Origin of the sequence: Gluconobacter sp. DsW_056, assembly GCF_002153595.1 — a bacterium.
Taxonomy (GTDB): Bacteria; Pseudomonadota; Alphaproteobacteria; order Acetobacterales; family Acetobacteraceae; genus Gluconobacter; species Gluconobacter albidus.
Map to the genome: position 1 here is coordinate 313,138 of NZ_JOPF01000010.1, position 26,935 is coordinate 340,072.

26 protein-coding genes are annotated in these 26,935 nt (G+C 62.6%); 17 read left to right on the forward strand and 9 right to left on the reverse strand.

The genetic code is table 11. The features are described 5' to 3' along the window. The first annotated feature begins 121 nt into the window (after positions 1–121). Genes HK22_RS11170 through HK22_RS11180 form a run of 3 tightly spaced genes read left to right on the forward strand, consistent with a single transcriptional unit; the run spans position 122 to position 1,413 of the window. Entirely contained in the window at positions 122–430 is a 309-nt protein-coding gene (locus HK22_RS11170) for a hypothetical protein (protein WP_062029207.1), read from the forward strand. A gap of 15 nt (positions 431–445) precedes the next feature. Further along, positions 446–670 (forward strand): hypothetical protein, encoded by a 225-nt coding sequence (locus HK22_RS11175; protein ID WP_062029209.1) that lies wholly within the window; start codon positions 446–448, stop codon positions 668–670. 2 nt (positions 671–672) lie between these two features. Then, the gene (locus tag HK22_RS11180) at positions 673–1,413 is read left to right on the forward strand and encodes an RNase A-like domain-containing protein (RefSeq protein WP_086649297.1); all 741 of its coding nucleotides are present in this window, start codon (positions 673–675) and stop codon (positions 1,411–1,413) included. Between the two features lie 39 nt (positions 1,414–1,452). On the opposite strand, the gene HK22_RS11185 is transcribed toward HK22_RS11180, so the two are convergent. Then, positions 1,453–2,679, reverse strand: coding sequence for a YncE family protein (locus HK22_RS11185; protein ID WP_062107781.1), 1,227 nt, complete (start codon positions 2,677–2,679; stop codon positions 1,453–1,455). Then, positions 2,676–3,533, reverse strand: a complete 858-nt coding sequence (locus HK22_RS11190; RefSeq protein WP_077803521.1) for a creatininase family protein — start codon at positions 3,531–3,533, stop codon at positions 2,676–2,678. Before HK22_RS11190 ends, HK22_RS11185 begins: the two co-directional genes overlap by 4 nt. Before the next feature lie 138 nt (positions 3,534–3,671). Here HK22_RS11190 and HK22_RS11195 point away from each other — a divergent pair, with 138 nt between their 5' ends. Together HK22_RS11195 and HK22_RS15120 are read left to right on the forward strand one after the other, a co-directional pair. Then, positions 3,672–4,169: a DUF2721 domain-containing protein gene (locus tag HK22_RS11195; protein ID WP_062029217.1), complete on the forward strand. Its 498-nt coding sequence runs from the start codon at positions 3,672–3,674 to the stop codon at positions 4,167–4,169. A 283-nt stretch (positions 4,170–4,452) separates the two neighbouring features. After that, entirely contained in the window at positions 4,453–4,590 is a 138-nt protein-coding gene (locus HK22_RS15120) for a hypothetical protein (protein WP_156474507.1), read from the forward strand. A 54-nt stretch (positions 4,591–4,644) separates the two neighbouring features. On the opposite strand, the gene HK22_RS11200 is transcribed toward HK22_RS15120, so the two are convergent. After that, on the reverse strand, positions 4,645–5,892 hold the full coding sequence (locus tag HK22_RS11200; RefSeq protein WP_062029219.1) for a multidrug effflux MFS transporter: 1,248 nt from the start codon (positions 5,890–5,892) through the stop codon (positions 4,645–4,647). A gap of 148 nt (positions 5,893–6,040) precedes the next feature. Continuing rightward, positions 6,041–7,069 (reverse strand): phosphate ABC transporter substrate-binding protein PstS, encoded by a 1,029-nt coding sequence (gene pstS / locus HK22_RS11205; protein WP_062029221.1) that lies wholly within the window; start codon positions 7,067–7,069, stop codon positions 6,041–6,043. A 331-nt stretch (positions 7,070–7,400) separates the two neighbouring features. Between pstS and HK22_RS11210 the strand changes: the two genes are divergently transcribed. The 4 genes from HK22_RS11210 (at position 7,401) to HK22_RS11225 (ending at position 13,299) form a co-directional block, all read left to right on the forward strand. After that, positions 7,401–9,128, forward strand: a complete 1,728-nt coding sequence (locus tag HK22_RS11210; protein ID WP_086649298.1) for an OprO/OprP family phosphate-selective porin — start codon at positions 7,401–7,403, stop codon at positions 9,126–9,128. A gap of 154 nt (positions 9,129–9,282) precedes the next feature. Further along, positions 9,283–9,816, forward strand: a complete 534-nt coding sequence (locus HK22_RS11215; RefSeq protein ID WP_062029224.1) for a heme-binding protein — start codon at positions 9,283–9,285, stop codon at positions 9,814–9,816. A gap of 161 nt (positions 9,817–9,977) precedes the next feature. After that, entirely contained in the window at positions 9,978–11,897 is a 1,920-nt protein-coding gene (locus HK22_RS11220) for an AsmA-like C-terminal region-containing protein (protein WP_086649299.1), read from the forward strand. Between the two features lie 76 nt (positions 11,898–11,973). Then, entirely contained in the window at positions 11,974–13,299 is a 1,326-nt protein-coding gene (locus tag HK22_RS11225) for a UDP-glucose/GDP-mannose dehydrogenase family protein (RefSeq protein WP_198945539.1), read from the forward strand. Positions 13,300–13,322: 23 nt separating this feature from the next. On the opposite strand, the gene HK22_RS11230 is transcribed toward HK22_RS11225, so the two are convergent. The 5 genes from HK22_RS11230 to pspF form a co-directional block, all read right to left on the reverse strand. Continuing rightward, positions 13,323–14,708: a sugar porter family MFS transporter gene (locus tag HK22_RS11230; protein ID WP_167369386.1), complete on the reverse strand. Its 1,386-nt coding sequence runs from the start codon at positions 14,706–14,708 to the stop codon at positions 13,323–13,325. Between the two features lie 233 nt (positions 14,709–14,941). Next, a complete protein-coding gene (cysC, locus tag HK22_RS11235) occupies positions 14,942–16,822 on the reverse strand; it encodes an adenylyl-sulfate kinase (RefSeq protein ID WP_077803526.1) in 1,881 nt (626 codons plus the stop codon). 2 nt (positions 16,823–16,824) lie between these two features. Further along, positions 16,825–17,619, reverse strand: coding sequence for a sulfate adenylyltransferase subunit CysD (gene cysD, locus HK22_RS11240; RefSeq protein ID WP_062029272.1), 795 nt, complete (start codon positions 17,617–17,619; stop codon positions 16,825–16,827). A 116-nt stretch (positions 17,620–17,735) separates the two neighbouring features. Beyond that, a complete protein-coding gene (locus HK22_RS11245; protein WP_086649300.1) occupies positions 17,736–18,416 on the reverse strand; it encodes a phosphoadenylyl-sulfate reductase in 681 nt (226 codons plus the stop codon). A gap of 269 nt (positions 18,417–18,685) precedes the next feature. Beyond that, complete coding sequence (gene pspF / locus HK22_RS11250; RefSeq protein ID WP_086649301.1) at positions 18,686–19,747, reverse strand: phage shock protein operon transcriptional activator; 1,062 nt, start codon at positions 19,745–19,747, stop codon at positions 18,686–18,688. A 140-nt stretch (positions 19,748–19,887) separates the two neighbouring features. Here pspF and pspA point away from each other — a divergent pair, with 140 nt between their 5' ends. The 8 genes from pspA (at position 19,888) to radA (ending at position 26,934) form a co-directional block, all read left to right on the forward strand. Further along, positions 19,888–20,571: a phage shock protein PspA gene (gene pspA, locus HK22_RS11255; protein WP_062107761.1), complete on the forward strand. Its 684-nt coding sequence runs from the start codon at positions 19,888–19,890 to the stop codon at positions 20,569–20,571. A gap of 27 nt (positions 20,572–20,598) precedes the next feature. Then, positions 20,599–20,838 (forward strand): envelope stress response membrane protein PspB, encoded by a 240-nt coding sequence (pspB, locus tag HK22_RS11260; protein ID WP_062029244.1) that lies wholly within the window; start codon positions 20,599–20,601, stop codon positions 20,836–20,838. Next, positions 20,835–22,145 carry a hypothetical protein gene (locus tag HK22_RS11265; protein WP_086649302.1) on the forward strand — a complete coding sequence of 437 codons (1,311 nt, stop codon included), beginning with the start codon at positions 20,835–20,837 and terminating at the stop codon, positions 22,143–22,145. Before pspB ends, HK22_RS11265 begins: the two co-directional genes overlap by 4 nt. 2 nt (positions 22,146–22,147) lie before the next feature. Continuing rightward, the gene (locus HK22_RS11270; protein ID WP_086649303.1) at positions 22,148–23,497 is read left to right on the forward strand and encodes a GIN domain-containing protein; all 1,350 of its coding nucleotides are present in this window, start codon (positions 22,148–22,150) and stop codon (positions 23,495–23,497) included. A 51-nt stretch (positions 23,498–23,548) separates the two neighbouring features. Next, on the forward strand, positions 23,549–24,334 hold the full coding sequence (locus HK22_RS11275) for an ABC transporter permease (RefSeq protein ID WP_062029251.1): 786 nt from the start codon (positions 23,549–23,551) through the stop codon (positions 24,332–24,334). Beyond that, a complete protein-coding gene (locus HK22_RS11280; protein WP_062029253.1) occupies positions 24,331–25,158 on the forward strand; it encodes an ABC transporter ATP-binding protein in 828 nt (275 codons plus the stop codon). The genes HK22_RS11275 and HK22_RS11280 overlap by 4 nt, the downstream gene beginning before the upstream one ends. Further along, positions 25,155–25,361: a hypothetical protein gene (locus tag HK22_RS11285; protein WP_062029257.1), complete on the forward strand. Its 207-nt coding sequence runs from the start codon at positions 25,155–25,157 to the stop codon at positions 25,359–25,361. The genes HK22_RS11280 and HK22_RS11285 overlap by 4 nt, the downstream gene beginning before the upstream one ends. 172 nt (positions 25,362–25,533) lie before the next feature. Next, a complete protein-coding gene (gene radA, locus HK22_RS11290) occupies positions 25,534–26,934 on the forward strand; it encodes a DNA repair protein RadA (RefSeq protein ID WP_086649304.1) in 1,401 nt (466 codons plus the stop codon). The last annotated feature ends 1 nt before the right edge of the window (position 26,935 follow it).

Sequence of the window (26,935 nt, forward strand, 5' to 3'; positions counted from 1 at the left end):
TTCTGCCCCCACATTATCGAGAACCCTCCTCCCGGTTCCCCGCAGACGATTTCCCGGCCCGATCCTCCCGCGGCCCCGCATCGCCCGCCGATCGGCGAGGATCATGCCAAGGAATCCAGCGATGTCTCTTGTCCTGGTCTCACCAGAGCCGTCAGCCCCCGATCAGACGCCCCTCACGGCCGCCTCCGAAACCCCCATGGACCGGCCCGATCCCGCCGCTCTCGCCGAAAAGAACCGTCAGGAAGAGCAGGTTCTGAAAAAGCGCTTCATCGGCATGGTCCTTGGCCTCGTCTTCGCGCATGTCTATGTCGCACTTGCGCTGGCCTACTCCTACATGGACAACCACAACCACCTGCACACCTGCTGGCTGCCGCTGTTCGGCGCCTTCATCTGCGGGATGATCTTCGTCTTCCACGTCTCGATCTCGTAAGCCGGAGAGACACCCATGACCCGCACAATCCGCCACGCCTGGCTGCAGCCCTTCCTGTCCACGACATTGTGGACCCTCGTCCTGATCGACATCGCCGTGATGACCTATCTGGAAAATCAGGATTTCTTCAAGGATTATGCCGGCTGGGCCTGGCCCTCCGTCCTGATCACCGGAATCATCGGCTATTTCATCGGCCCCGCAATCGACCGCATGTTCACCAGAAAATCCCCGAGCCAATAAGAATGACCATCCCATCAGACCTGCCGGATCGGGAATGTCGCCGCCTCTTTCCACAACTGGCCAGCTACGGCGCCGGTCCGTTCGGGGAGGATGTCGACACATTCGGCGAAACCCTGATGGACGTTATTCAGGACGTGACGGAGACCCGGACTTTCCTCACCCGGGGCGCCGCCATCCGCGAACTCGGAACCCTGCTGGCCTGCAACGATACCGATCTGGCCCGGGTCACCCGGGCTCTGATCGCTTTCGATCCGGTCGCCCGGTTCAATGACCAGACTACCTGGCTCCCGGAACATTCGGCCCCGTTTCCCAGCCTCCGCGATTTCTGGACAGCCCTGTTAAAGAGCCTCGAAATCGGACCTCCTCCCTGGCCGGACACTTCAGACCGCCAGCTCGGAGGATGCGTTATGGAGCGGCATATCGCCCTGACAGACGCCGACATCGAAGAGCGATTTACCTACGAAAAACTCCGGTCTGTTTCTTTCTTCCACACAAAGGAAGACGCAGAGCGTGCCATCCTCCAGACGCTTCAGAGCAATGGGAATTCAATCGACGCATGGCATGCCGAAGCACCTGACGGCATGCGCGAGAGCTTCGAGCAGGATTTTCCCGAAGGCGTCGGCATCGTCATCACGGAGCAGGATCGCCGCCCGTCACCCGGCAAAACACTGTCCGTCACCCTGACCAAGCGCGAACTCCGCGGAATGGCCTATTACATCGAGACCATCAGGATCTACGCCTGACAAAAAAAGGGGGAGCAGACCACTCCCCCTTTTCAGATCTTACCGCAGAATGCCCGTATGCCCGACGCTGTAGCGTCCCGGCTGCGGCCAGACCGTCAGGCCATGCGGCTCAGCACCCACCGGAATCTTGCGCATCGCCCCCGTATCGGTGTCGATCGCATAGACCACATCGTCGAACCGGCCCGAAAGCCAGAGCAGCTTGCCGTCCGCGCTGACATTGCCCATGTCCGGGCTGCCACCACCGGGGATCATCCAGGTCTTGATGACCTTGTCCGTCGCAAAGTCGATGATCGACACACCACCCGGCCCGTGCTTGGGGCCATGGATGCGGTGTGAGCCGCGGTTGGCGACATACATCACCTTGCCGTCGCGGCTCGGATACAGGCCATGCGTGCCGATGCCCGTCGGAATGAAGCCGGTTTCCTTGAAGGAATCCCCATCCACAACGAACACACCATCCGCCATCATGTCCGCGACATAGAACTTGTGACCATCCGGCGCCGTCAGAATGTCCTGCGGCATCCCGCCTTTGGACAGCTTCAGCATCCCGATCATTTTCAGGTTCACCGTATCGACCTTGGCGACATAACCGCCGAACTCGCAGGTGAAGATCGCGTATTTCCCGTCAATGGAGAAATCAGCGTGATTGACGCCCTTGCATTCCGGCGTCTCGACCGAGCCCTTCAGCTCCATCGTATGCGGATCGCGGAAGTCCAGACGCTTGTGAGCCTCGGCCACCGTAATCGCGTATCGGCCGTCCGGCGTGAAATACATGTTGTACGGATCATCCACGGCAATGGACGGGCCCGGCTTGGCCGTCGCCGGATTGATCGGCGTGAGCGACCCGTCCGGACGGCCTTCGCTGTTATTCGTCACCCACAGCGTCCGCAGGTCCCAGGACGGCACCACATGCTGCGGCGAATGCCCGACCGGGAACGTATCCACAACCTGAAAAGACGCCGGATCAATAACGGAAACGCTGTCCCCGCGCAGGTTTGGCACATAAACGCGCGCCGGGTCCTGCGCGATCGCCGGCGAAATATGGGACGGGGTCGTCTCGCTGTAGATGTTCTTCGGATCAATCACCGGCGGCATACCCGGAATCGTCTGGATGCCGGACGCCGCAACGGGGGCCGAAGCAGCGACCGGCGCGGACGCATCGGCCGGAACCGGCACCATCGGCGCACTCGGGGAATATTCCTGCGCATGGGCCGCGGCAGCTCCCAGCAGCGTCATCGCCACCAGAAGAGGAGTCTTGAATGTCATGGATGGCTCCTTTGAAAAGACTGGATTGCCGCAACCGCGGTCCGGATCTGCATGTCCGTGCCGATCCTGCCGAGTTCGGCCGATGCCCGCCGCGGATCGCCACCATAGACGCCCTCGGCCACACCCGGTTTCGAAGCCTTGCGCAACGCATCCTGACGCACAAGCGACGGATCGACCGCCAGCATCAGCGACGTATCGCTCAGCTCCGCATGAAGCCCCACTTCCGCGCCATAACCCTGCGCACGCAAGGCATCGGCATATTGATGGGGCACGACTTCATAATAATCGCGCACATAAAGCACGGCGGCCTGACCCTTCCAGGCCCGGTTCAGCTCCTGCGCCACCTGCGCCATGAAAGACTGGTACCCGCCGTGATCGCCCAGAAGCACGATGCGCCGGAAACCCTGAACGCGGAAACTCTCCGCAGCGCCCTTGAGCAGCCCTTCGAACACGGCAGGCGGCACGGAAATCGTGCCCGGAAACTTCATGTGAGACGTGCGCGGGCTTGTCGAGCCTTCCGGCACATAGGCCACAACAGGCGCCACCAGCGTATGCCCGGCCTGAACCGCAATCGTATCCGCCAGAACCTCAGCCCGCACATTATGCTTGCCGACCGCAATATAAGGCCCGCTCTGCTCGGTCCCGCCGACAGGGATAATGACGGTATCGGTCCCCGCCTTCACATCCTGCGCCACCTCGGTCCAGCTCCGGCACGCAAACTCGGCCTGAAGCGCAAGCCCGGTGCAGTGCGCGCCCCCCCCGGCCACACCCTGCGCCTGTGCGAAACCCGCAGACAGCCCGATCCCCGCACAGAACAGGGCAGAACGACACGACAGGCGAAGCAGGTTGAACATCAGGGCCGGAACACCTCTGGCAATGGCTGCCCTTCCCTACCCCATCTTCCCCTTCCTGTTCCAGAGGCGGCGTTTCCAAAGCGGCCCTTTCAGAACACGCCGGTCTTTTCGCAAACGCATCATGCAGTATAAGACATCATGCCTTTTCCGATTTCCTACGATCCCGATCCTGTCGACAGCGCCGCCCACCTGATCCAGGTCGCGCTCACGCCCGTTTTCATGCTCTCCGGCATTGGCACCCTCATCAACGTCTTCAACACCCGGCTGGCCCGCGTCACGGACCACCTTGAAGACGTCCGCAAGAAACTCGGCACCCCGAAAACGGACGACACCCCCGTCGATCCCATCGACACGCCCGCCCGCCTGCGCAACCAGCAGGCCCGCCTGCACCGTCGGGTCTTCGTTCTGGACGCCGCGATTCTCCTGAACGGGATCGGCGGCGCCTCAACCTGCGGCGCGGCCATGGCGCTGTTCGTAGGCTCCCTGCGCGATGCTTCGACCTCGGCATGGCTGCTGGCGTTTTTTGGCATAGCTCTCGCCTGCACCGTCGGATCGCTCATGTTCTTCCTCGCCGACACCCTCCTGAGCTGGCACGGACTGCGCCACGACAGCGATCTGAGCCTCGACGCGGAATAAGCCGTCACGCAATTTTATTTCAAAAACCACCGGGAATGGTACTGTTTCCCGAAAGAAATCCGGGCAACACCCCGGATCTCGCATCACTTTATTCGCGCTGAAATAATCGCGAATTCGTAACAAAATCACTCCCTCCGCAAAAAAGGCGAAAGTTTAAAAAGCATTTATGCAGGAAATGCAGGTCTGACCCTGCATCTGTATTTGTTGCTTCTGACACCGATTCTGGAGTTTCTCCCGCTGCACGCCGCAAAACGGCACATAGAACCACACGGAGATTTTCCAGATGACGTCCATGACCCTGATCCACCTGATCGGCCTTCCCACCAGCCTTCTCGCACAGTTCTCGATGGTTGCCTTCGTTCCGATGATCGGCGCCCTGATGATCGCTACGGTTGCTGCTGACCGCGTTTCCGAGAGCTGATCACAGTCTTCTCGGGACAAGCCCGGCCTCGCGCCGGGCGTCCCGCTCCGGCTCTTATTGCCGGACAGACAGATAGGATTGCGGATCCAGCCGGCGGCGCCACAGATCGCACAGCCAGCAGAAGCTGATCCCCACCAGCATTCCGACCGATGTCGACCCGACCCAGTGCGTCGGCAGAAACGACATCATCACGCCCGCCAGACCAGCGATCGTCCAGTTCATCGTTCCCATCAGCGCCGAAGCCGCGCCCGCCTGATGCCCATGATGCGTCAGCGCCAGAATGCCCGCATTCGGTCCGATGAACCCCAGCGAAAATGTCGTGCACCAGATCAGCGCACACAAAATCCACGGATTCTGCGGCCCCGCAAATCCGCTCAGACACACCACCACCGCCAGCGCACAGAACAGCAGAACCGCCAGCATCGCTGTCTCCATCACCCGCGTGAACAGGAAACGGTTCGCCAGCTTCGCATTCACCTGCGAACCAATGATGAAGCCGATCCCGTTCAGCCCGAAGAAAATGGCGAACAGATGCGGCGAGAAGTGCAGAATGTTCTCAAACAGCGCCGGCGCATTCGACAGATAGGCAAACATCGTGAAGGTCGCAAAACTCACGACCATCACCGCAGAACAGAACAGTGGCTCGCGCAGCAGATCCCGGTAACGCGCCACCATCCCGCTGACCGGCAACGCAAAACGCCGGTCCAGGGGCAATGTCTCGGGCAGCAGAAACAACGTGCAGAAGAACATCACGACGCCGAAAACGACATTCGCCCAGAAAATCAGCCGCCAGCTTCCCCAGTCCAGCAGAAAACTCCCGATCGACGGCGCCAGCAGAGGCCCCAGACCAAAAATCAGCATCAGCTGCGACATAAGCTTCACACCCGCCGAGCCGGTCGCGACATCGCGCACCATGGCCCGCGGCGCCACGGAACTGATCGCACCGCCCAGAGCCGCCACAAAGCGCAGTGCGCAGAACATGTGAAAACTGGTCGTCAGCGCCAGCCCGACCGAGGCAAGGGCATACACCACAAGTCCGCACATCAGCGGCAGCTTGCGCCCGTACCGGTCGCAGAGCGGCCCAAGCGTGAACTGCCCGATCGCCAGCCCCGCCAGCCACGCCGTCAGCGTCAGCTGCGCGGATCCCGCCCCATGCCCCAGATCATGCTCCAGCGCCGGAAACGCCGGAAGATACATATCCGTCGAAACAGGCCCCAGAATAAAGACCATACCGATCAGCACCCGGGTCAGGCCATTCATCCCCTGTGGGGACGTCTGTTCGGAAAGCGACGTAACGGACACGCAGGCACCATGACTAAACAGAGCGGAAAACAGAAAACGGGCCTCTCCCGCACAGGAGAAGCCCGTTCCATACTCAACGCCTTTTTATCCTGACTGACCAGCCCTGAAATTCAGGCCCGGCCCGTCATTACGGATACAGACGCAGGACTTACTTCGGCCAGTTGGCCAGAATGTCCGTCTTCACACTCTGCGGCAGACCGACATAGTCAAGGCGGGCATTGTCCGCATCGCCATGCTGGAAACCCCAGGTAAAGAAGTCACGGACGGCCTTGCCGGACTCTTTCTGAACCGCGTCAACCGGCACCAGAACGAACGTCGCCGTCACGATCGGCCAGGAAGACGCGCCATCCGTGTCCAGCAGGTTCACGGCATAATGATCGGCATGAACCCAGTCGGCAGCCTTGGCAGCTTCCGTGAAGCTGGCCAGCGTCGGCGTTACGAAAGCACCGCTGTGGTTCTTCATGCTGGCAATGTTCAGATGGTTCTGCGCGGCATAGGAATACTCGACATAACCAATGCCACCCTCCGTCTGACGCACCATGGCGGCAATGCCGTCATTGCCGCGCGCACCCGAACCGCCGGGCCAGGCGATGGACGTGCCGGCACCGAGCTTCTGCTTCCAGGTCGGAGAAACCTGCGACAGATAGGACGTGAACACGAAGCTCGTGCCAGAACCATCGGCGCGGTGGATCGGAGCCACATCCGTATCCGGCAGCTTCAGACCCGGGTTCAGGGCCTTGATGCGGTCGTCATCCCAGGTCGTGATCTCACCGTCATACAGCGCGGCCAGCGTCGGACCATCGAGACGGAGCTGGCCCGGAGCCAGACCCGGCACGTTCGCCACAACCACGATGCCGCTCATGACGGTCGGGAACTGGTACAGCTTTTCCTTGGCCAGACGCTCGCCATTCATCGGCTTATCGGACGCACCGAAATCAACCGTACGGGCGATGACCTGATCCTGACCGGCGCTGGACCCCACGCTCTGGTAGTTCACGGAAATACCAGCCTGGCTCTTGGCGGCCGTGCCCCATGCACCATAGATCGGTGCGGCGAAGCTGGATCCTGCGCCAGTGATGTCCGCAGCCTGCGCCGACGACACGAACGGGGTCATGGCAACAGTGCCAAGGGCCGTGGCGACGAGAAGACCGAATAGCGGAGCTCTGCTCTTGATCATGGGAATCCCTTATGGGGCGTGAAAACTGCCCCTTAGTAACGCTGGCGCGGATACAGAAACAGTGGGACCTGCGTGATAGTTTCATGACAGCCTCCGCACACCTCCAAGTGCCGAAATGTCACACCCCTCCCTTCGCACGCCCCCTGCGCCCGTCCCTTACGCAACAAAACTGACATACGAAATCCGGAACTCCCTGTTTTCCGGGGCTTTTCGCCTTTTGTGTCATCAAACTGTCACGTCCCCGTCATGAAACCTTCCCATTATTTCAAAATGCGAATCAGATACCTGAACTGCGGAACACACGCCCTCCCCAGAAGGACGCACCGCAGCAATGGCTTTTTCTTTCCGTCGGACCACGGCTCTCCCCAAGGCCCTTTTGGCCACAACGACCCTGGTTTCCCTCCTCCCGCTTTGTGGCCACGCCCGGGCCGCCGACCAGATGCAGATCATGGAACGGCAGATCCAGGCCATGCAGGCCCAGCTCACCAGCATGAAAAAAGAACATGCTGAAGAAGTGAAGCGCGCCCGCGCCGTTCTGGCCCACCAGCGGGAAGAAGCCGAAAACAACCCCTACGCCCAGCGTGGACGCTATATTGGACAGCCGCGTACGGCCGCACAGCCTCTGATCAGCGTTCGCCCGGCCAAGCCCGGCGCCGATGATGGTCGTCCGCCGTCAGACCGCGCAGACGTCTCCTCCTGGGCCGACTTCCAGCGCGCCACCGCGCAGGACGAAGAAGTCAGCGTCGGCGGCATCAAGGTCGGCTTCCCGGGCGGTCGCCCGACGATCCAGTCCTCGGACGGCGCGTATGCTCTCTCGATCGGCCTTGCCTATCATGAAGACTTCGGCGGCTTCTTCAATTCCGGACCTCGCGGCAACGACACCCGTGGTGCTTTCAACAGCTTCACCACCAACCAGCGCCGTCTGCGTATTCCGTTCATGTTCCGCTACAAGAACTGGGTCGCAGCCGTCACGCCTGATTTCGGTGCCAACCATAACGACGGCTATGTCGGCCTCTATGAAGGCAACCTGAACTACACCGGCTTCCGCAACACCATCCTGACGGTCGGCTATTTCCAGCCCCGCGTGACGGAAGAGGACGCCGAAAGCTCCAACGACTTCATGACACTGGAACGTCCCAGCATCACGGATATGGTCCGTAACATCGCAGCGGGTGATGCCCGCTTCGTGGTCGGCGGCCTGCATTACGAGAAGCGCTGGTGGGTTGCCGGTTACTTCACCGGCCAGGAATGGGGTCACCGCAACGCCTCTGACATGAGCTCCACCTATTACGGTGGTGGCAGCGGAGCCACAATCGACAGCCAGACGGGCGGAATGCTCCGCGCTGCCGGCCGTCCTATCGCAACCAAGGATGTGGATCTTCACGTCGGTGTATCGGCGATTGCAGCCTTCCGCCTGGCCTGCAACACCGGAGCCAACGCCAATTACTGCTCCCGCACGACGTCCTTTGGGCAGCGTCCGGAATTTGACGTTGGTGAAGCCAGCCTCGTAGCAACGGGCTCAATCACCAAGGCTGCCCAGGTCTGGGCAGCAGGTCCGGAACTCGGGTTCCGCTGGGACCGCCTCCTCGTAAAGGGTGAATACTATCACGTTGGCGTTCAGCGTTCGCAGGCCAACCTGCCCGCGTTCAACTTCCAGGGCTGGTATGGTGCCGCTGCCTACACGATTTTCGGCAAGCCCCGTATGTATAACATCAAGGAAGGCGCTTTCGGTGCACCTGGTGTCGGTGCTGATCAGGAATTCAATCCTGCGCTCAACCACTGGGGTGCCCTCGAAGCCGTGGCCCAGTACAGCGGCCTGGACCTGAACAGCAACATCAATGCCGCAACGGCCGGGATCACAAGCCAGAACGGCGTCAGCTACGTCCGGGGCGGCATGCAGAATGTCTATACCGGCGGCCTGAACTGGTACCCGAACCGCCATTTCCGCTTCATGGTGGACTACAGCCACTTCGTCACGTCTCGTAGCGTAGCCTCTGCCACCAACGTTTCCGGTCGCTCTGGCAACTCCTTCGCAGCCCGTATCCAGGCCGCGTTCTAAAAAAGACCCGTTTCCCTCTCCCGGACCCCGGTCCGGGAGAGACCCCCAGCCAACACCCCCCAGCAAACACCATTGCGTGCACCCCCGCATTCCCGATTGCGACCCACGCCCCGCAGACAGCATGCTTCCCGTTCCACAACGAGAGAACCGGCTGATGCTCCCCAACGCAAAAACCGTCCTGCCCGCAGCAGCGCTCATCGCAGCCCTTCTGAGCCCCACCGCACGCGCGCAAACGCCTTCCCATATCGTCACGAGCCAGAAACTCGACTGGGAAACCGCCGCCGCCCTCGCCGCCGAAGCCGTCCGTATCTGCGCCGCACAGGGCTATTCCGTCACCGCCACCGTCGTGGACACGACCGGCCATGAACAGGCTGTCGTCAAAGGCGATACGGTCCCCCTGCAATCGCTCTCCGTCTCCTACCGCAAAGCCTACACGGCCTATGCCTACGGTCTGGCCTTCAATAAAAACACAACCAGCGAACTGATCGCCGCAGGCGTCACCGGCCCCGCAAACGGCGCCCTGAACACCATCCCCGAAGTCCTGTTCGTCCCCGGCGGCGTCACCCTGCGCAGCAGCACCAGCCATACCATTCTCGGCGGTCTGGGCGTCTCCGGCGCACCCGGCGGCGACAAGGACGAAGCCTGCGCCCTGCACGCCGTCGAAAAATTCCGCAATTCCCTCCAGTAACGCTGCGGCATTTATTTCAATCAAAAAACCACGGTCTTTTTATTGCGGCAGAGTTTTTGGAAATATTCCGTGTATCCTCCAGCCTGTACCGTGGAGTTTCCCTTTACAGAACTTCCCGGTATTGTCCGGCCTCATTGAATACGTCCTGAAAGACTGTCCTCTTGCTGCGCTGGTTTCTGGTTTCCCTCCTGTCCCTTACCGTCCTCCTTCTGGCCCTGTTCGGCGCAGGATGGATCTGGATCGACCACCGGGACCTCGCCGCCTTCGCCACGCCACGGCTGGAGAAAAAGCTCGGCCGCACCGTCCATATCGGCGCCCTGCACGTCCATCCGGGCGCATGGCTGACCATCGACGCCGACGACATCTCCGTCGCCAACATCGCCAGCGGCACCCGCCCGCAGATGATGACGCTCGGCCATCTCGGCGCACAGATCCGCCTGACCTCCCTGATCTGGGGACCGCCAGAAGCCCGCAATATCGTCATCTCCAAGTTCTCCGGCCTGTTCGAGCGCACCCCGGCCCATCTGCCCAACTGGCGCTTCGGCCCCCACCAGGACGAACCCCGCGCCCCCCTCACCCCCGAGGAACAGGCCAAAGCCGACACGCCCCCCGATCTGGGCAATGCGCCGGGCCTGCGTAACGCCACGATCCTCGACAGCGACGTCACCTACCGCTCGGCCAATGGCGCGTCCTACAGAACCACGCTTGAAAAGGTCACGTTCGCCTCCACGAGCGACAGCAGCCCGTTCACCATGACCCTAACCGGGGCCTATAACGACACCCCCGTCAGCATTTCCGCGGAAATGGAGCCCATCAACGACCTCCGCAAAACGCCCGCCCGCCCCTACGCCACCACGGCCCATGTCACCTCCGGCGACATGACCTCGGACTTCACGGGCACCCTGACGGACCCGGTGAATTTCGAAGGCGTGGAAGGCCACACCACTGTCACCACGCCCACCTCCGACACCCTGTTCAGCGTCGCCGGGATCAAAGGCGACCACGCCCCCGTCAAACTGACCCTGTCCGGCGATTTCAGCCATTCCGGCGATGACTGGCACTTCACCAAAGCGCACGGCACCATCCAGACCAGCACGATGGAAAGCGGCGACTTCACCCTGATCGAAGGCAGCCACGGCAAAGCCGATGACGTCACGGCCAAAACCGGCTTCGGACGCCTCGACATCAACGGCCTGATGCCCATTCTCGCCCCATCCGGCGCAAAGGGCAGCAAAAAAGGCCCCTCTACGCTCCACGCTGACCTTCTGCTCATCACGCCTCCCGATCCGGACCCGCTGGTCCATTTCGAGCTGACCGCCCGCCAGCTGATCTACAACACCCTCGATTTCTCAAATCTCAGGATCCAGAGCGCCCAGACACCCAACCGGATCGAAATTCCCCTCCTGCGGCTGGACTATATCGGCGCGTCGCTCAGTGCCGATGGCCGGATCGAAGCGGACGGCACATCCTCCCGCGTCTCTGCCGACGTCGCCCTGACACATGGCGACATCGACCGCCTGCGCCGCGTGGCCGGTCTGGCCCCCGTTCCGGTCAAGGGCAGCCTGAACTTCCGCATCACCGCCAGCTCCAAGAACGTCCATACCCTCAACGAAGCCATCAGCCGCGCCGACATGACCGCCGCCGTCAGTATGGAAAAAGGCGAAATCGCAAAGGAAATCGTCGAGGCCGCCTCAATGGACCTGCGCCTGCTGTTCCGGCACGCCAAGGGTGTGACCCCCATCACCTGCCTGCTCGGTGTCCTTCAGATGCATCAGGGCATCGGCACCGTCATTCCGCTCCGCCTGCGAACAGGTGCCGGGACGATCGCCGCCAAGGCGAATTTCGACCTCCGCCGCAAATGGTTCGATCTCGTCTTCGCCAGCCGCCCCTTCTCAACGAGCTTCTTCGCGCTCGATGTACCGGTGCGCGTCAGCGGCCCCTTCGACGCCCCGACCCTCTCCCTCGCCAAATGGTCGAAAGTCGGACGCGACATGCTCGCGGACTCCAACGCGGTCACGAACCTCCCCCCCGCCCTTCAGGGTTTCGCGGCCTCAAACGCCTGTGCCCGCCCCACGCGCTAGGCGGTGGGTCCCCGGGATTTGCACCCCATCCTGCCCCCGGCTATGCACGTCGGACCGTAAAGGAGAGGGTCCAGAGATGCGTATTGCAATGGTCGGTGGCGGATATGTCGGTCTCGTCTCGGGCGCCTGCTTCGCCGAGTTCGGAGCGGACGTCGCCATCGTGGAGCGGGACCCGAAAAAGCTCGCGGCCCTCCATGACGGGCGCATCCCCATCTACGAACCCGGACTGGACGCCCTCGTCAGCAGCAACGTCGCCTCCGGCCGCCTGACCTTCGGAGACGACCTCGGCGCGGCCATGAGCAACGCCGATGCCGTGTTCATCGCGGTCGGCACCCCTACCCGACGCGGCGACGGCCACGCCGATCTGACCTATGTCTATGCGGCCGCCGAAGAAATCGCGCGCGCCGCCCGGACGGACCTTCTGGTCGTCACCAAATCGACCGTCCCCGTCGGCACGGGTCGCGAAGTCGCCCGCATCCTGCGCCAGACCCGCCCGGACCTGACCTTCGACGTGGCCTCGAACCCCGAATTCCTGCGCGAAGGCAACGCGATCGACGATTTCATGCGCCCGGACCGCGTCATCGTCGGCATCGACCGCTCCGGCCCGGATGGCGGCAGCCGCGCGCAGAGCCTGATCGAACAGCTCTACCGACCACTCACGGCCATTCAGGCCCCGATCGTCCTGACGGATCTGGAAACGGCGGAACTGACCAAATACGCCGCCAACGCCTTCCTCGCGATGAAAGTCACCTTCATCAACGAAATGGCCGATCTGTGCGAAAAAGTTGGTGGCAACATCCATGACGTCGCCCGCGGCATGGGCCTCGACCAGCGGATCGGCAGCCGCTTCCTCAGCCCCGGACCAGGCTATGGCGGCTCCTGCTTCCCCAAGGACACCCGCGCCCTGACCGCCATCGCCCAAGATGCCGGCGCCCCCACACAACTGGTAGAAGCCACGGTCGCGATCAACGAAGCCCGCAAGACCGGGATGGCCGAGCGCATCATCACACAGGCGGGCGGAACCCTTGAAGGCAAAACGGTCGGCATTCTCGGGCTGACCTTCAAACCCGATACGGACGACATGCGCGAAGCCGCGTCCCTGCCCATCCTCGGCCGCCTGCACGACGCGGGGGCAACCCTTCAGGTCTTCGACCCCGAAGGCATGGATGCCGCCCGCCCGCTCCTGCCGGATGGCGTGCGCTACTGCGAAGACGCCCTGTCAGCCGCGCAGGACGCCGATGTCGTGGTCGTCCTGACGGAATGGAACATGTTCCGCGCGCTCGACCCCCTCCGCCTGCGTGACGCGATGCGCGGCAACGCCATCGCGGATCTGCGGAATATCTGGAGTCCCGACCTCATGCGCGAGGCCGGATTCAGTTACCAGTCCATCGGCCGTCCCTGAAGGAACGGCCTTAGGAACCTGCCTTAGCGGGCCTGAGCTTCAGCCCGGGCCGCCGCGCGATCCACCGGCGCAAACGTCCCGTTCTTCAGACGCCGCTCGAGTTCCTCAAGCGACTGCCCCTTGGTCTCGGGCACATAGCGCAGCACGAACCAGAACGCGAAGGCATTGACGGCGGCAAACAGCCAGAACGTCCATCCCGCTCCCAGAATCTGCACCAGAGAGAGCGTCGTCAGTGAAATCACCAGATCCGCCCCCCAGTGCCCACCAGCCACAAGGCTCATGCCCTTGCTGCGGCACGACAGCGGATAGACTTCCGCGCCCACCAGCCAGATCGCAACCGACAGACTGCCCGTATTGAAAATGGTGTAAGCCATCACGGCAGCCACCGTGATCCATGCCCCGACACCACCCGTCAGATGCATCGCAAACGCCGTCCCCAGAACGACCAGCGCCACCACAGCTCCCGGCAGCAGACGCAGCAGCAGCGTGCGCCGTCCCCAGTTATCAACGGCCCAGCCGCCAAACACCGTCGCAAACACCATGCCCACACCCACGGCCACGGATGTCAGCAGCGCCGAATCCTGACCAAAACCCGCATCGGCAAAAATGGTCGGCGCGTAATACATGACGGCATTGATGCCCGTGAACTGGCACAGCAGCGCAATGCCCACCGAAGCCATCAGCGCAGGCCGCACCCACGGCTTTGCCAGCTCGGACCAGGGAGCCTGCACATCATGGTTCTCAAGAATACCGTCCAGTTCACGGTCCGCAATCTCGTCAGTTGCCCGCACGCGCCGCAACACCATCCGTGCCTCTTCGGGCTGACCATTCAGAGCCAGCCAGCGCGGACTGTTGGGCAGAAACGCCATGCCCAGAAACAGGATCAGCGCAGGAAGCATCCCGATCCCGAACATCAGACGCCAGCTCGAATCCCGCAGGAGATAGCCGGTGATGAAGGAAATCGTCACACCGGACACCACCGCAAGCTGAAAGCCCACGACAAGGCGACCACGACGCTCGGGAGGAGAGATTTCAGCAATATAGATCGGCACGATCTGCGACGCACCGCCAATCGCCAGCCCCAGAATAAGGCGCGCAATGATCAGAACAGCCACGCTGTGGGCCGAGGCCACAATGATCGTTCCCACAAGGAAGAGCGCCGCCGCAATCATCACCGTCCGCCGGCGCCCGAGCCGGTCGGAAATACCACCCGCCACCAGACACCCGATCAGAGCACCCAGAATAATGGCCGACGTCACAACTTCCGCACCAAGCGTATCAAGGTGAAACTCGTTGCGAAGCTGGAGCAGCGCTGAGGAAATGATGCCGGTATCATACCCGAACAGCAGCCCGCCCGTTGCCGAAATCGTCGCAATGAAATTTGTCAGAGCATTTCCGCTCAACCTCATGGACCCGTTCCTGCCCTGCATCATAAAACCTTCCGCCGCGAAGCCGCAGACCGTTATTGTGTAGCCAATCCGTCCTCTTTAACGCTCCATCTCGAGGAAGTAACATCACAAAAGTGATGGTTTTCGTTTTTTGCGTGAAATTTTTCGTGTCCACGCCTCCTGCCCCACGCATGAAAAAACCCCCTTCCCGGATGGAAAGGGGGCCTGATGTCACGTCCGCAGGAAACGGCGCCTTACGGCTGTACAATCCGCAGGATGAACGCCGTCAGGGTGTTGACGGCATCGTGCTCCGGGCGATCCGCGGCCAGACGCAGCTCCGGCGACACCGGCGCCTCGTAAGGAGCAGAAACACCCGTAAACTCCGGGATTTTCCCCGAACGCGCCGCCGCATACAGTCCCTTGGGGTCCCGTTTTTCGCAGGTCTCAAGCGGTGTATCGACGAAGACTTCATGGAAGTTCTCGCCCACGATCTGCCGCGCCTGCGCCCGGTCCGCCTCAAGCGGAGACACCAGCGCCACGATCACGACCTGCCCGCTTTCGGCCAGAATTTTCGCCACATGCGCCGCACGACGGATATTTTCCCGGCGGTCTTCCGGCGAGAACCCAAGATCGCTGCACAGCCCGGCCCGCAGCGTGTCCCCATCCAGAACGGTCGCGTTGATCACCTGTTCCGAAAGCGCCAGCTCTGCCGCCCGTGCCACCGTGCTCTTGCCAGACCCCGGCAGCCCCGTCAGCCAGAACACACCGCTCTTGTGGCCCCGCGTCTGGACCTGACGGGCCGCAGACACACGGCTGGCCGTCGGATGAATGGCATGTTCGCCGTCCGCCAGTTCAGCCGGACCAATCAGCGGCGCGCCACCAACGATGCGCTGGTAACGATCCACCAGAACACCACGTCCGTCACCAAAGCCCGGCGCAAACGGATCGAACAGCACGGCATGGGAAGCAGCCAGCGTGATTTCCGCAAACCCGTCCGGCGGCACGCTGTCGCCCTCACGCAGGGTCAGGTCTTCCAGATCGACCACGGCGTCGATGGACGCCACCGTCACGTCATGCTCGGCCGTCGTCAGACGCAGCGTAAAGCTCTCGCCCACCCGCAGCGGTTCACCCCGCAGCCAGAACAGACGCGTGCGAATCCGGGCCGAACGCTCAGGCGCCCCAGCCTTGTCATCCGCCGGGAACAGCAGATCGCCCCGATCCGGAACCAGATCCGGCTCCAGACGCAGCGCGATGGACTCGCCCGCACCCGCAACCGGAAGTTCCGGCGCGTGCCAGCGGCAGACTTCCGCCACAGTCGCAACCTGCCCCTGCGCCCCGATGGCCAGACGGTCGCCCGCCCGCACCGTGCCGCGCTCGATCCGCCCCGCCACATAGCGCACGCCATCAAAACGATAGACATCCTGCACCGGCATCCGGAACGGCAGTGCCGCACGCGAAGCCGGGGGCGGCACATTGGCCAGCGCCTCCACCAGCGTCGGCCCCTTGTACCAGAGCGAACGCTCGGAACGGCTGGCGATGTTGTCACCGTCGCGGGCGGAGGCCGGAACAACAGCCTCAACCTCGATTTCCAGACGGCCCAGAAGCTGACGCACGTCGGACTCGACCTTGACGATCTTCGCTTCGTCGAATTCCAACAGGTCGGACTTGTTGAGCAGCACGATCACATGACGAATGCCGATCAGACGCAGCAGCATCGCATGACGCCGCGTTTGCTCCTGCGCGCCTTCCTTGGCATCGACAACCAGCACGGCAGCCTCGGCATCGGCGGCCCCGGTAATCATGTTGCGCAGGAACTGGCGATGGCCTGGCGCATCGACGATCACGAATTCCCGCGATCCCAGACGGAACGGAATCCGCGTGGAATCAACCGTCACGCCCTGGTCACGCTCGATCTGAAGGGAATCGAGCAGGAAGCTCCACTCCACCGCCAGCCCACGCTTGCGGCTGCTCTCGACGATCTGCGCCAGCTTGCCGTCCTGAAGACTGTCGGTGTCATACAGCAGACGCCCGATCAGCGAGGATTTGCCATGATCGACATGCCCGACAATGACGATGGGCGTCGCAGCAGCACGATGGGTCTCGGAATAATGTCCGGTCACGATATTGTCGCCCATTGTCACAGATACCCCGCCACACGCAGACGCTCGAACACGTCCTCGGATTCATGATCCATCGCACGCCCAGCACGTTCGGAGGTGCGGCTGGTTTCCAGTTCGGCAATCACTTCCGCCACGGTGGACGCATTGCTCTCGATCGGACTGGTGATGTCCTGATCGCCCAGCGAGCGGTACCGCTTGCCGTCCTTTGCGAAATACAGATCCACCAGCGGGATGTTCTCGCGCTCGATGTAGCGCCAGATGTCGATCTCCCGCCAGGACAGCAGCGGATGGACGCGGATGTGCATGCCGTCTTCATACGGCGTCGCATACTGGTCCCAGAACTCGGGCGGCTGGTTACGCACGTCCCAGCGATGCCCGGCACCGCGCGGGCTGAACACGCGTTCCTTCGCCCGCGTCGCCTGTTCGTCACGACGAATACCCGCAATGACGCCACGCAGCTTGTGCTTCTCGATCATCGCGGCCAGACCGGCCGTCTTGCGCGCGGCAGACCGGGCGGCAGGGGGAAGCGACGGGTCGATTTCCTCAACCGGCGGGCAGTAGCCCAGCAGCAGGTCGAGATCCCATTTCTTCGTATATTCGTCGCGGAACGCATACATTTCCGGGAATTTCTTCTCGGTATCAACATGCATGACCGGGAACGGCACGCGCCCCATGAACGCCTTGCGCGCCAGCCACACCATCACGTTGCTGTCCTTGCCCAGAGACCACAGCAGGGACAGGGGCTTCAGCTTGCGATAGGCCTCGCGCAGGATGAAAATGCTCTGGGCCTCAAGCTGGTCCAGATCATCCATGATACGCGGCTGTGCCAAAGAAGGAGCCAAAGAAGGGGCCTGAGAGGCAGCAGCCCCTGGGGTGGTGGACTGATCCCGGGACAGGATCGGTGTCTGCGTCATTATCCGCTCCGTAGTCATGCCGGCCTGTGAATGCCACATTCCGTCTTGGCCAGACCGGCCCACCGGCCCGCCCGTCCATCTTCACCATCCTTGACCGCCCTTGTGCATGGAGCACAACCGATCGAGGTGTAACCTTTTGCAACCAGTGGATGCCGCGGCAGATCCCGGCGCTGCATCTGCGCCTCGATCTGCGCCGGGCCCCATCCCGCCAGCGGGTTGAGCTTCACGCTGCCATCAGGCTGCGGGTCCAGAATCGGCAACGCCGTGCGCGTTGCGGACTGGCTGCGCTTGCGCCCCGTAATCCAGACATCGAATTCCGGCAGCACCAGATCCAGCGGCTCAACCTTGCGCAACGCACAGCATGCATCCGGGTCGAACGCAGCCAACTGGTCCTGCGGATCACGGTCATGCAACGCTTTAAGCGTGGGCGAGAGGGTCCGCACATCAGACAGGCCCAGACTTCGCACCAGACGATCGCGATACTCCAGCGTCTCAGGAAAATGCCGCTTCGTATCCAGAAAAAACACAGGAACAGACGGATCGACCTGCGCCACCAGATCCAGCAGAACCGCCGACTCCGCCCCGAAAGACGACACAACAGCAACCCGCCCCCGCAGCAGCGTCAGCGTCTCCTGCAAGATCCGGTCTTCCGGGATCTGCCGAAGATGATCCAGTTCCGTCCGTGAAAGAGACATGTGCCGCACCTGCCTGTGTCCAGATCAGTCCGACCGCTCAGGCGGCCTGCCCAGAGACATAGGCGCACATCATCCAAAAATAAACTATTTTGTTTGATATAACTTTTTTGTTTCGTCTTAATCATTCATCATAAAAAATGGCTCGAAATCACACTAAGTGGCCCTGAACGCCATTTTCAAAAATGAGAAAACCTATCCCCTCCCTCAAAATCCGCTCACGCGCTTCATCTGGCACGGTTCATGCATCAGAGGGTTTCATGGACACGCCCTCACTCCTTCACGCCAAGCGCCTTCCGCGCCTCCTTGTCGGCCAGACCATGCAGCCGCAGATGATGGCGGAACTGGTAGTAGGTCAGACCAAGCAGTTCCGCCGCGCGCCGCTGGCTGAACTGCGCCTCGCGCAACGCAGCCTCCAGCAGACTGCGCTCATGCATTCTGACATCCGCCTCGAAATCGCGCGGGAATGCCAGCGCATCTCCCCCAGCCGGAGCAGCCGGGGGCGCCGCCGTCACCATTCGCTGAACCTGCGCGTCCTTCCAGTCCGGCACAACGAACGGGTCCAGCACGATCTCGTCCAGCGCCTTTTCCGGCCGGTCCATCCTGTAAACGCTGCGTTCCACCACATTGCGCAACTCGCGGACGTTGCCGGGCCAGTCATAGGCCTGCAACCGCTCCAGCGCCCGCTCCGTGAACCCCGCGAACACCTTCCGCCCCAGCTCCGCGCTCATGCGGGTGGCGAAATGCCCGGCCAGAAGGGAAATATCTTCCGGGCGCGCCCGCAGCGGCGGAATGTTCACAACATCAAAGGCCAGCCGGTCCAGCAGATCCGCCCGAAACCGCCCCTCCCGCGCCATGGCGGGCAGATCCGCATTGGTCGCACCGATCAGCCGCACATCCACCCGGATGGTCTCGCTGCCACCCACACGCTCGAAGCTGCCGTATTCAATCACCCGCAGCAGTTTTTCCTGCACGGCCTGAGACGCGGTGCCGATCTCATCCAGAAACATCGTGCCCCCGTCCGCCCGCTCAAAGCGCGACAGACGCCGCTTCTGCGCGCCGGTGAAGGCCCCCGCTTCATGGCCGAACAGTTCGCTGTCCAGAAGCGCCTCGGGCAGGGCCGCGCAGTTGAGCTTCACCAGCGGCCGGTCCCACCGGTCCGACAGCAGGGCCAGACGCGCCGCCACCAGTTCCTTGCCGGTCCCGCGCTCTCCGATCACCAGAACCGGACGCCGCAGGGGCGCCAGACGGGAGACCTGATCCAGCATCCCCAGAAATGCCGGAGCCCGCCCGATCGGGGTCGGCACCTCGTCCATATCGGTGCTTCTCGCCATTTTATGGTCTCTCACGCCCCCGTTCAGGTCTTCAGTTCATAACACCCTCAAAACAGCACCGCTGACAAGGCTCGCTGACAAGGCATCGCTGACAAGGACAGGCATTCTGTCCTAAGTCTTCACCAAGGAAGGAAAGCATCATGGGTATTTTCTCTCGCCTCGCCGATATCGTGAACTCCAATCTGAATGCGATTCTCGCCAATGCCGAGGACCCGCAGAAAATGATCCGCCTGGTCATTCAGGAAATGGAAGACACGCTGGTCGAGGTCCGCAGTCAGGCCGTCCGCACGATCGCCGAGCGCAAGCAGCTCGAACGCCGCGTGCGCACCATGATGCACGAAGAAGACGAATGGCACCGCAAGGCAAGCCTCGCCATCGAACGTGACCGCGACGATCTCGCCCGCGCAGCCCTCGCCGCCCGCCACAGCGTGGAACAGTCGCGCGAGGCGCTGGAACAGCAGATCGCCCAGATCTCGGACGGGCTGGACCAGCAGAACGACGACATCTCCAAGCTTCAGGCCAAGATCGCCGATGCCAAATCCCGCGAAAAGGCGCTCTCCATCCGCGCCCGCACCGCACAGGGCCGCCTGAAAACCCGCGAAAAACTCTACGACACACGCATCGACGACACACTCAACCGCTTCGATCAGGTGGAACGCGCTCTTGATGAGCTCGAAGGCAAGGCGGAGGCGTATGATCTGGGTCGCCGCACCGGACACCCGACGCTTCAGGAAGAACTCGCGGCGCTGGAAACCGATGCCGTCGTGGAAAACGAGTTCGAAGCCCTCAAGCGCCGTATGGCCGAGAAGAAAAACGCAGGCTGAGAAAAGGCTGACCGAAAGGCCCAAGGCATGAATTCGTCCATCTTCCCCTTCCTTGTTCCCATCACGGCCATTATCTGCTGGTCCGTCGTCAGCATGGCCAAACACGCCAACGGTGCGACGAAAGGCGCGGCCCAGCAGGACCCCATGCTTCAGGCCGCCCTGACACAGGCCGAAGCCCATGCTACGCGTCTGGAAGAAAGGATCGACCAGCTCGAACGCATCCTCGACGAGGATATCCCGGGCTGGAGAGCAAGGAACGCACGATGACACGCCGCCCCGTCCTCTTTTCCGGCGCCCCCTTTTCCGGCCGCCGTCCGGCACTCGTGGCCCTGCTGGCAGGCACGGTCGCGCTGTCGCCCGCAGCCCACGCCGCCCGGATGACCCTGTCCGGAGAGGATCTGGACCTGTCCATCCCCTGCACCGGACAGGTCAGGGTCGTGGTCGATCCCGGCATGAAGGACGGGGCAACGCTTGATTCGAGCAGCCTCGCACAGGTCTCCATGCATACCGGCAAGGAAGAAGCGCAAAGCCGCATCTCCATCGCCACAAAGTCCTGCGCCCCCAGCGGAAAGCTGACAATCAGTATCTCCCCCAGCACCGGCCTGACAATCCACGACAGCCACGACACGCATTTCGTCATCGCCGGCAAGCTCGCCTCCCTGGACGCCAGCCTCGATTCCGCCACCATGGACATCGAAAACACCCAGTCCCTCGACCTGGACATGCAGGGCGCCTCCAGTGTCCACATCCACTCCCTCGAACGCGCAGCCCAGATCGTGGCCTCCGGCACTTCGACGCTGACGGCTGACACGGCGCAGCTCGCAGCGCTTTCGGTGCAGTTGACGCAGAATGCGGGCATGACGCTCTCGGGGGGCAGCATCGACGCCCTGACGCTGATTACGGCCGATCAGGCCAGCGCCACCATTCTGGCTCACGCCACGGTGGCGACGGTCGCGGCCAACGGAACGGGCGACGTCAATATTGAAGCGGTCACGGGCCCGATGGTCCGTTCGGGCAAAGGCACCGTCCGTGTCGGTGCGGAGAACGGCGTGATCTATCGCCCCACACCGGCGCCGCCTGCTGCTGTGACCGCACCTCCTCCCCCAGCAGCCCCCCAGCCGTCCCTTCCGGTCCAGATGCCGCCCGCCAGCGCGGCCACGACTGCTCCGGCACCTGGGGCTTCGGCTGTTCCAGCGCCTGTGGTGCAATCGCCTGTGGCTCAGACACCTCAGGCTCAGACACCTCAGACTCCGGCCGTTCAGGCCCCTGCTGCGTCATCCGCAGTTCCGGCTCCGGCGCCCGCCGCATCGTCCTCCGCGCCTGAAAGCCCCGTCACCCCGCAGGCACCAAGCGTCGCGGCCCCCTCAAAAAACGCCGCGTCGAATTCCCAGCAGACGGCGCAAGCGCCTGCGCTCCCTCCCGTCACAAGCGCGCCCGTCCAGTCCGTTCCACAGGCAACGCTTCCCACCCCCACAACCGGTCCCGCGCCTAACGCAGCAGCCCCCGGAACGGGAACCGCCGCTGCGCCTTCGACGACCGGAAAGAGCGCTCAGAACGGCGCACAGGGAGAATAGGGATGCGCCATCATCTCCACGCGCGCCTGGCCCTGGTTGCGCTTCTGAGCTGCGGGGCCGCCCCCGCACCGCCAGCGCCTCCTCCGGCACCTCCCTCACCTCCAGCTCCCCCCTCCTACGACGCTTCCTCGACGAGCAGTCCCGGCACGCTCATGATCCCGGCGACATGTCTTGAAACCCTCTCCATCGTGAGCGGTCCGGACGCGCATATCGTTTCCGGCAGCGGCAGTCTGAAGAAACACGGGGAGCGCCTGACCTTCACGACTACCCCACAGGACTGCGCGGCTCAGGACAGTGCGGTCGTCATGATCCCGGCCCGGACCAGTCTCGACATCCAGTCCTCCCATGGCCACACGACGCTCTATCGCATCACTGGCGTCAACGGTGACGTCACGGCGGAAAACGGACACGGCGATCTCGACATTGATCAGGCCAGCGGGCTGAACCTGACGATGACAGGCCCTGGAAACGTCTCGGTCAGACGGGTGACAGGACGGCTGACCGTGCAAAGCCTGTCCAGCGGCGACCTGCGTATCGACGACCTCGCAACCTCAAGCGCCAGCATCACGGCCATGTCTTCGGGCGATATCCGGGTCGGACGGGGGAGCGCGGATGTTCTGACGGTCCGGGATTATGGCTCGGCCGATATTGCGCTGAACGCCACGGCCCGTGATGCGGATCTGACCCTTCTCGGCAGTGGCGACATCACGCTTCAGAAGGTGAGCGAAACGCTGAAGAAGCGCCCTATCGGCTCAGGAACGCTCTCCGTGCAGGAGACAGCCGGTGCGCGGATCACGACTGTGACCACGCCAGACGGTTCCGCCATCCTGTCCGATGCGACGCGCAAGGTTCTGGACCGTCTCGATATCCATCTGGACGTACCAGAGGTCAATTTCGGCACCACGCCCTCTGTCGCTCATCATTCCAGCGGTCATGGCGTGATTGGCCTGCTGCTGAAAATCTTTCTCGTTATCTGGGCCGTGCGCCTTTTCCGACGCTATCGCCGGACGGGCGTTCTGCCGTTCCGGGGCACGCTGGACAAGGCCGCCGCGGGATATGCAGAGGGCGTACGGAGCTGGTCACGGCACCGCACGGCCTGGCAGGAAACGCCTGCCGCCAGCGCGACAGCAGTGGTCAGGGATGCGGTGCTCGGTTTCCGGCGTCAGCAGCCCGAAGCAGCGGATGATTTCTCCCGCTCTGTCCCGCCGGGTCATCCGCTGGCCCGGCTTCAGGATCGGCTGGCGCGCATGGACCGCAGGCTCGGCCTGCTCGAGCGCTGCGTCACATCGCCCGATTTCAGTCTGGAGCGGCAGTTCCGGGATCTGGAACGGACCGACGGACGGCGCGCCTGAATGGAGGACGAAACTTTGACGTCCGGATGCAGGCAGGGTAGGGGCTGAAGGGTGAATGCCGTTCTTGACCCCATAGCGGCCCTTGGCCGCGCCGCTCTCGGCCTTATCAAGCAGGCAGGTGCTCTGGCCCTGTTCGCGCTGGAGGCTCTGTCGCATCTGGTGCGACCACCCTTTTACTGGCGTATTTTCTTCTCCAGCCTGATCGAAACGGGGTTCTTCTCCCTGCCCGTCGTGGCCCTCACCGCCCTGTTTTCGGGGGCCGTGATCGCGCTTCAATCCTATGTGGGCTTCGGACAGTATCATGTGCAGAGCGCGATTGCCGGGATCGTCGTCCTCGCCGTGACCCGCGAGCTTGGCCCGGTTCTGGCCGGGCTGATGGTCGCCGGACGCGTGGGCGCGGCCATGTCGGCCCAGATCGGCACCATGCGCGTGACCGACCAGATCGACGCGCTCACCACGCTGTCCACCGATCCGATGAAATATCTCGTGACGCCGCGCCTTCTGGCTGGGACGCTCGCGCTACCCTGTCTTGTGCTGGTGGCGGATATTCTGGGCGTGATGGGCGGTTTCACAGTCTCGGTGGCCAAGCTCGGCTTCTCGCCCTCGACCTACATTACCGCCACGCTGGACTCGCTGAAGACGATGGATGTGGTCGTCGGCCTCGTCAAAGCGGCGGTGTTCGGATTTCTGATCGCACTGCTAGGCTGCTACAACGGCTATAACAGCCGGGGTGGCGCAGAGGGCGTGGGCTCGGCTACGACAGCCGCCGTCGTCGGCGCGTCCATCCTGCTGCTGCTGTTCGATTATCTCCTGACGGATCTGTTCTTCTCACAATGAGCACTCCCCCCGTAAGCACTTCCCCGGGCGCTCCCTTGGGCACTCCGAAGATCCGCATCCGGGGCCTGCACAAGGCTTTCGGCTCCAAGATCGTGCTCGATGGCGTGGACCTCGATGTCGAAGCCGGGACCTCCATGGTCATCATTGGCGGTTCCGGCTCTGGCAAGTCCGTCCTGCTGCGCTGCATTCTCGGTCTGATCGAACCCGATGCCGGAACGATCGAGATCGACGGTGAAAACCTGCTGACGGCTTCGCGCTCCCGGCAGGACGCCCTGCGCCGGCAGATCGGGATGCTGTTCCAGAACGCTGCCCTGTTCGACAGCATGAGCGTCGGCGAGAACGTGGCTTTCGGCATCCGCGCCAAACATTCCGACCGCAACGGCGCCACACCGTCCCGCGCGCAGGCCCTGCAAATGGCCGGGGACCTGCTCAAACAGGTCGGGCTGGACCCGTCCGTCGGCGATCTGAGCCCATCCGAACTTTCAGGCGGCATGCAAAAGCGTGTTGGTCTGGCGCGCGCGATCGCAGGCAATCCCAACATCATGTTCTTCGACGAACCCACGACCGGTCTGGACCCGATCATGGGCGCCGTCATCGACGGGCTGATCGTAGACTGCGTACAGAAGCTCGGTTCCACCGCCATTGCCATCACCCATGACATGGCCTCAGCCCAGCGGATCGGGAACCGTGCGGCCATGCTCTATCGCGGACAGCTGATCTGGCAGGGGGACGCCTCCGAGCTCATGAATTCCGGCAATGCCATGGTCGATCAGTTCACCCATGGCCGACGCGAAGGCCCCATCACCATGGAGCTGCGCAAATGAGCCTTCTGCCCCGTTTCCCGAAAACCGATCCTATCGTCTGGAAGCGCATCGGGCTGAGCTATCTGATCGCCCTGCCACTCCTGTTCATCATGTTCCGCCATCAGCCGGCCCATCCGAACATGGTGCTTCAGCTTCTCGGTTTTCTGCTGATTATCGTGGTCTCGCGGCTTCTGGCGCGTCTGATTCTGCGGACGCGGGAGTAGGGATTCCGGGCTCTGCCCGGGCCCGGCAGGGATCTTGATCCCTGCACCCTGATTCTAAAGGTTTCCAAAGATCGCGACCTTTGGTGGGGTCCGGGGCAAAGCCCCGGCTGGATCAACGGCCAAGCACTTCCTATATACTGGGTTTGTTCCCCTCAAATCGAAGAGACCAGCCTTGGCCAAAAAGCCGACCACCCGTTACGTCTGCCAGAACTGTGGCGCCACCTATCCGAAATGGAACGGGAAGTGCGAAGCCTGCGGCGAATGGAACACGCTGGTTGAGGAAACTCCCGAACCGACGGCCCGCAAGACCGGCAAGCTGAGTTCAGGGCGTTTGCAGACCGTCCGGCTGGATGGCGAAACACGCCCGCCCCCGCGCATCACGACCAGCATTGCCGAACTGGACCGCGTTCTGGGCGGAGGCCTTGTCCCGGCGTCCGTCGTGCTGGTCGGCGGTGATCCGGGCATCGGCAAATCCACGCTCATGCTTCAGACGACCTGTGCCTTGGCGCGGTCGGGACACCGCGTCCTGTATGTTTCGGGCGAAGAATCGGTGGACCAGATCCGCATCCGCGCCCAGCGGCTGGGTCTGGACCGCGACCCCAAAATGCTGGACTCGCTGGACCTTGCGGCCTCCATCAATGTCGGCGAAATCGTGGGTTCGCTGGAGCAGGACCGGGCGCATACGGTCGTGGTCATCGATTCCATCCAGACGATGTGGCTGGAAAGCGTGGAAAGCTCGCCGGGGTCCGTCTCACAGGTGCGGGCGAGTGCGTTTGAACTGATCCGGCTGGCCAAGACGCTCGGTTTTGCGCTGATCCTGATCGGGCATGTCACGAAGGAGGGCTCCCTCGCCGGGCCGCGCGTTCTGGAACACATGGTCGATGCGGTCATGTATTTCGAAGGTGACCGTGGACATCAGTTCCGCATCCTGCGTGCAGCCAAGAACCGCTTTGGCGCGACCGACGAAATCGGCGTTTTCGCCATGACCGATATCGGCCTGACCGAAGTGCCCAACCCCTCCGCGCTGTTCCTTGCGGAGCGGCGCGGCAATATCGCGGGCTCGGCCGTTTTTGCCGGACTGGAGGGGACACGCCCGGTCCTGCTGGAAATTCAGGCGCTGCTGTCTCCCAAGGCCGGCGATGGTGCGCCGCGCCGCGCGGTCGTGGGCTGGGACACATCGCGGCTGAATATGCTGCTGGCGGTGCTGGATTCGCGCTGTGGCCTCAAGCTTGCGAATATGGACGTCTATCTGAACATCGCAGGCGGCCTGCGGGTGAACGAGCCAGCCGCCGACATGGCAGTAGCCGCGGCCCTTGTGTCCGCCGCTACGGGCCATCCGACTTCCCCCAATGCCGCCTATTTCGGGGAGGTCGGCCTTTCAGGCGAAATCCGGCAGGTCAGCCAGGCCGATCTGCGCCTGAAGGAAGTCGCCAAGCTGGGCTTCGGGGAAGCCATCCTGCCCCGGCGCGTCTCGGCAGCCTCCGCTCGGGTCAAGCCGCCCGCAGGCCTGAAACTGCGCGAAATCGGACATCTGACGGATCTGGTCGGGCTGTTTTCCGACAAGGACAAATAAC

What these genes read in the sequence shown, in the direction of transcription:
- HK22_RS15120 (WP_156474507.1), top strand. Translation starts at nt 4,453, where the DNA reads ATGACGTCCATGACCCTGATCCACCTGATCGGCCTTCCCACCAGCCTT.
- cysC (WP_077803526.1), bottom strand. Translation starts at nt 16,822, where the DNA reads ATGGGCGACAATATCGTGACCGGACATTATTCCGAGACCCATCGTGCT.
- HK22_RS11170 (WP_062029207.1), top strand. Translation starts at nt 122, where the DNA reads ATGTCTCTTGTCCTGGTCTCACCAGAGCCGTCAGCCCCCGATCAGACG.
- HK22_RS11225 (WP_198945539.1), top strand. Translation starts at nt 11,974, where the DNA reads ATGCGTATTGCAATGGTCGGTGGCGGATATGTCGGTCTCGTCTCGGGC.
- HK22_RS11180 (WP_086649297.1), top strand. Translation starts at nt 673, where the DNA reads ATGACCATCCCATCAGACCTGCCGGATCGGGAATGTCGCCGCCTCTTT.
- HK22_RS11280 (WP_062029253.1), top strand. Translation starts at nt 24,331, where the DNA reads ATGAGCACTCCCCCCGTAAGCACTTCCCCGGGCGCTCCCTTGGGCACT.
- pspA (WP_062107761.1), top strand. Translation starts at nt 19,888, where the DNA reads ATGGGTATTTTCTCTCGCCTCGCCGATATCGTGAACTCCAATCTGAAT.
- pspF (WP_086649301.1), bottom strand. Translation starts at nt 19,747, where the DNA reads ATGGCGAGAAGCACCGATATGGACGAGGTGCCGACCCCGATCGGGCGG.
- HK22_RS11210 (WP_086649298.1), top strand. Translation starts at nt 7,401, where the DNA reads ATGGCTTTTTCTTTCCGTCGGACCACGGCTCTCCCCAAGGCCCTTTTG.
- HK22_RS11245 (WP_086649300.1), bottom strand. Translation starts at nt 18,416, where the DNA reads ATGTCTCTTTCACGGACGGAACTGGATCATCTTCGGCAGATCCCGGAA.
- HK22_RS11195 (WP_062029217.1), top strand. Translation starts at nt 3,672, where the DNA reads ATGCCTTTTCCGATTTCCTACGATCCCGATCCTGTCGACAGCGCCGCC.
- HK22_RS11175 (WP_062029209.1), top strand. Translation starts at nt 446, where the DNA reads ATGACCCGCACAATCCGCCACGCCTGGCTGCAGCCCTTCCTGTCCACG.
- HK22_RS11265 (WP_086649302.1), top strand. Translation starts at nt 20,835, where the DNA reads ATGACACGCCGCCCCGTCCTCTTTTCCGGCGCCCCCTTTTCCGGCCGC.
- pspB (WP_062029244.1), top strand. Translation starts at nt 20,599, where the DNA reads ATGAATTCGTCCATCTTCCCCTTCCTTGTTCCCATCACGGCCATTATC.
- HK22_RS11270 (WP_086649303.1), top strand. Translation starts at nt 22,148, where the DNA reads ATGCGCCATCATCTCCACGCGCGCCTGGCCCTGGTTGCGCTTCTGAGC.
- cysD (WP_062029272.1), bottom strand. Translation starts at nt 17,619, where the DNA reads ATGGATGATCTGGACCAGCTTGAGGCCCAGAGCATTTTCATCCTGCGC.
- HK22_RS11190 (WP_077803521.1), bottom strand. Translation starts at nt 3,533, where the DNA reads ATGTTCAACCTGCTTCGCCTGTCGTGTCGTTCTGCCCTGTTCTGTGCG.
- HK22_RS11285 (WP_062029257.1), top strand. Translation starts at nt 25,155, where the DNA reads ATGAGCCTTCTGCCCCGTTTCCCGAAAACCGATCCTATCGTCTGGAAG.
- HK22_RS11215 (WP_062029224.1), top strand. Translation starts at nt 9,283, where the DNA reads ATGCTCCCCAACGCAAAAACCGTCCTGCCCGCAGCAGCGCTCATCGCA.
- HK22_RS11230 (WP_167369386.1), bottom strand. Translation starts at nt 14,708, where the DNA reads ATGAGGTTGAGCGGAAATGCTCTGACAAATTTCATTGCGACGATTTCG.
- pstS (WP_062029221.1), bottom strand. Translation starts at nt 7,069, where the DNA reads ATGATCAAGAGCAGAGCTCCGCTATTCGGTCTTCTCGTCGCCACGGCC.
- HK22_RS11185 (WP_062107781.1), bottom strand. Translation starts at nt 2,679, where the DNA reads ATGACATTCAAGACTCCTCTTCTGGTGGCGATGACGCTGCTGGGAGCT.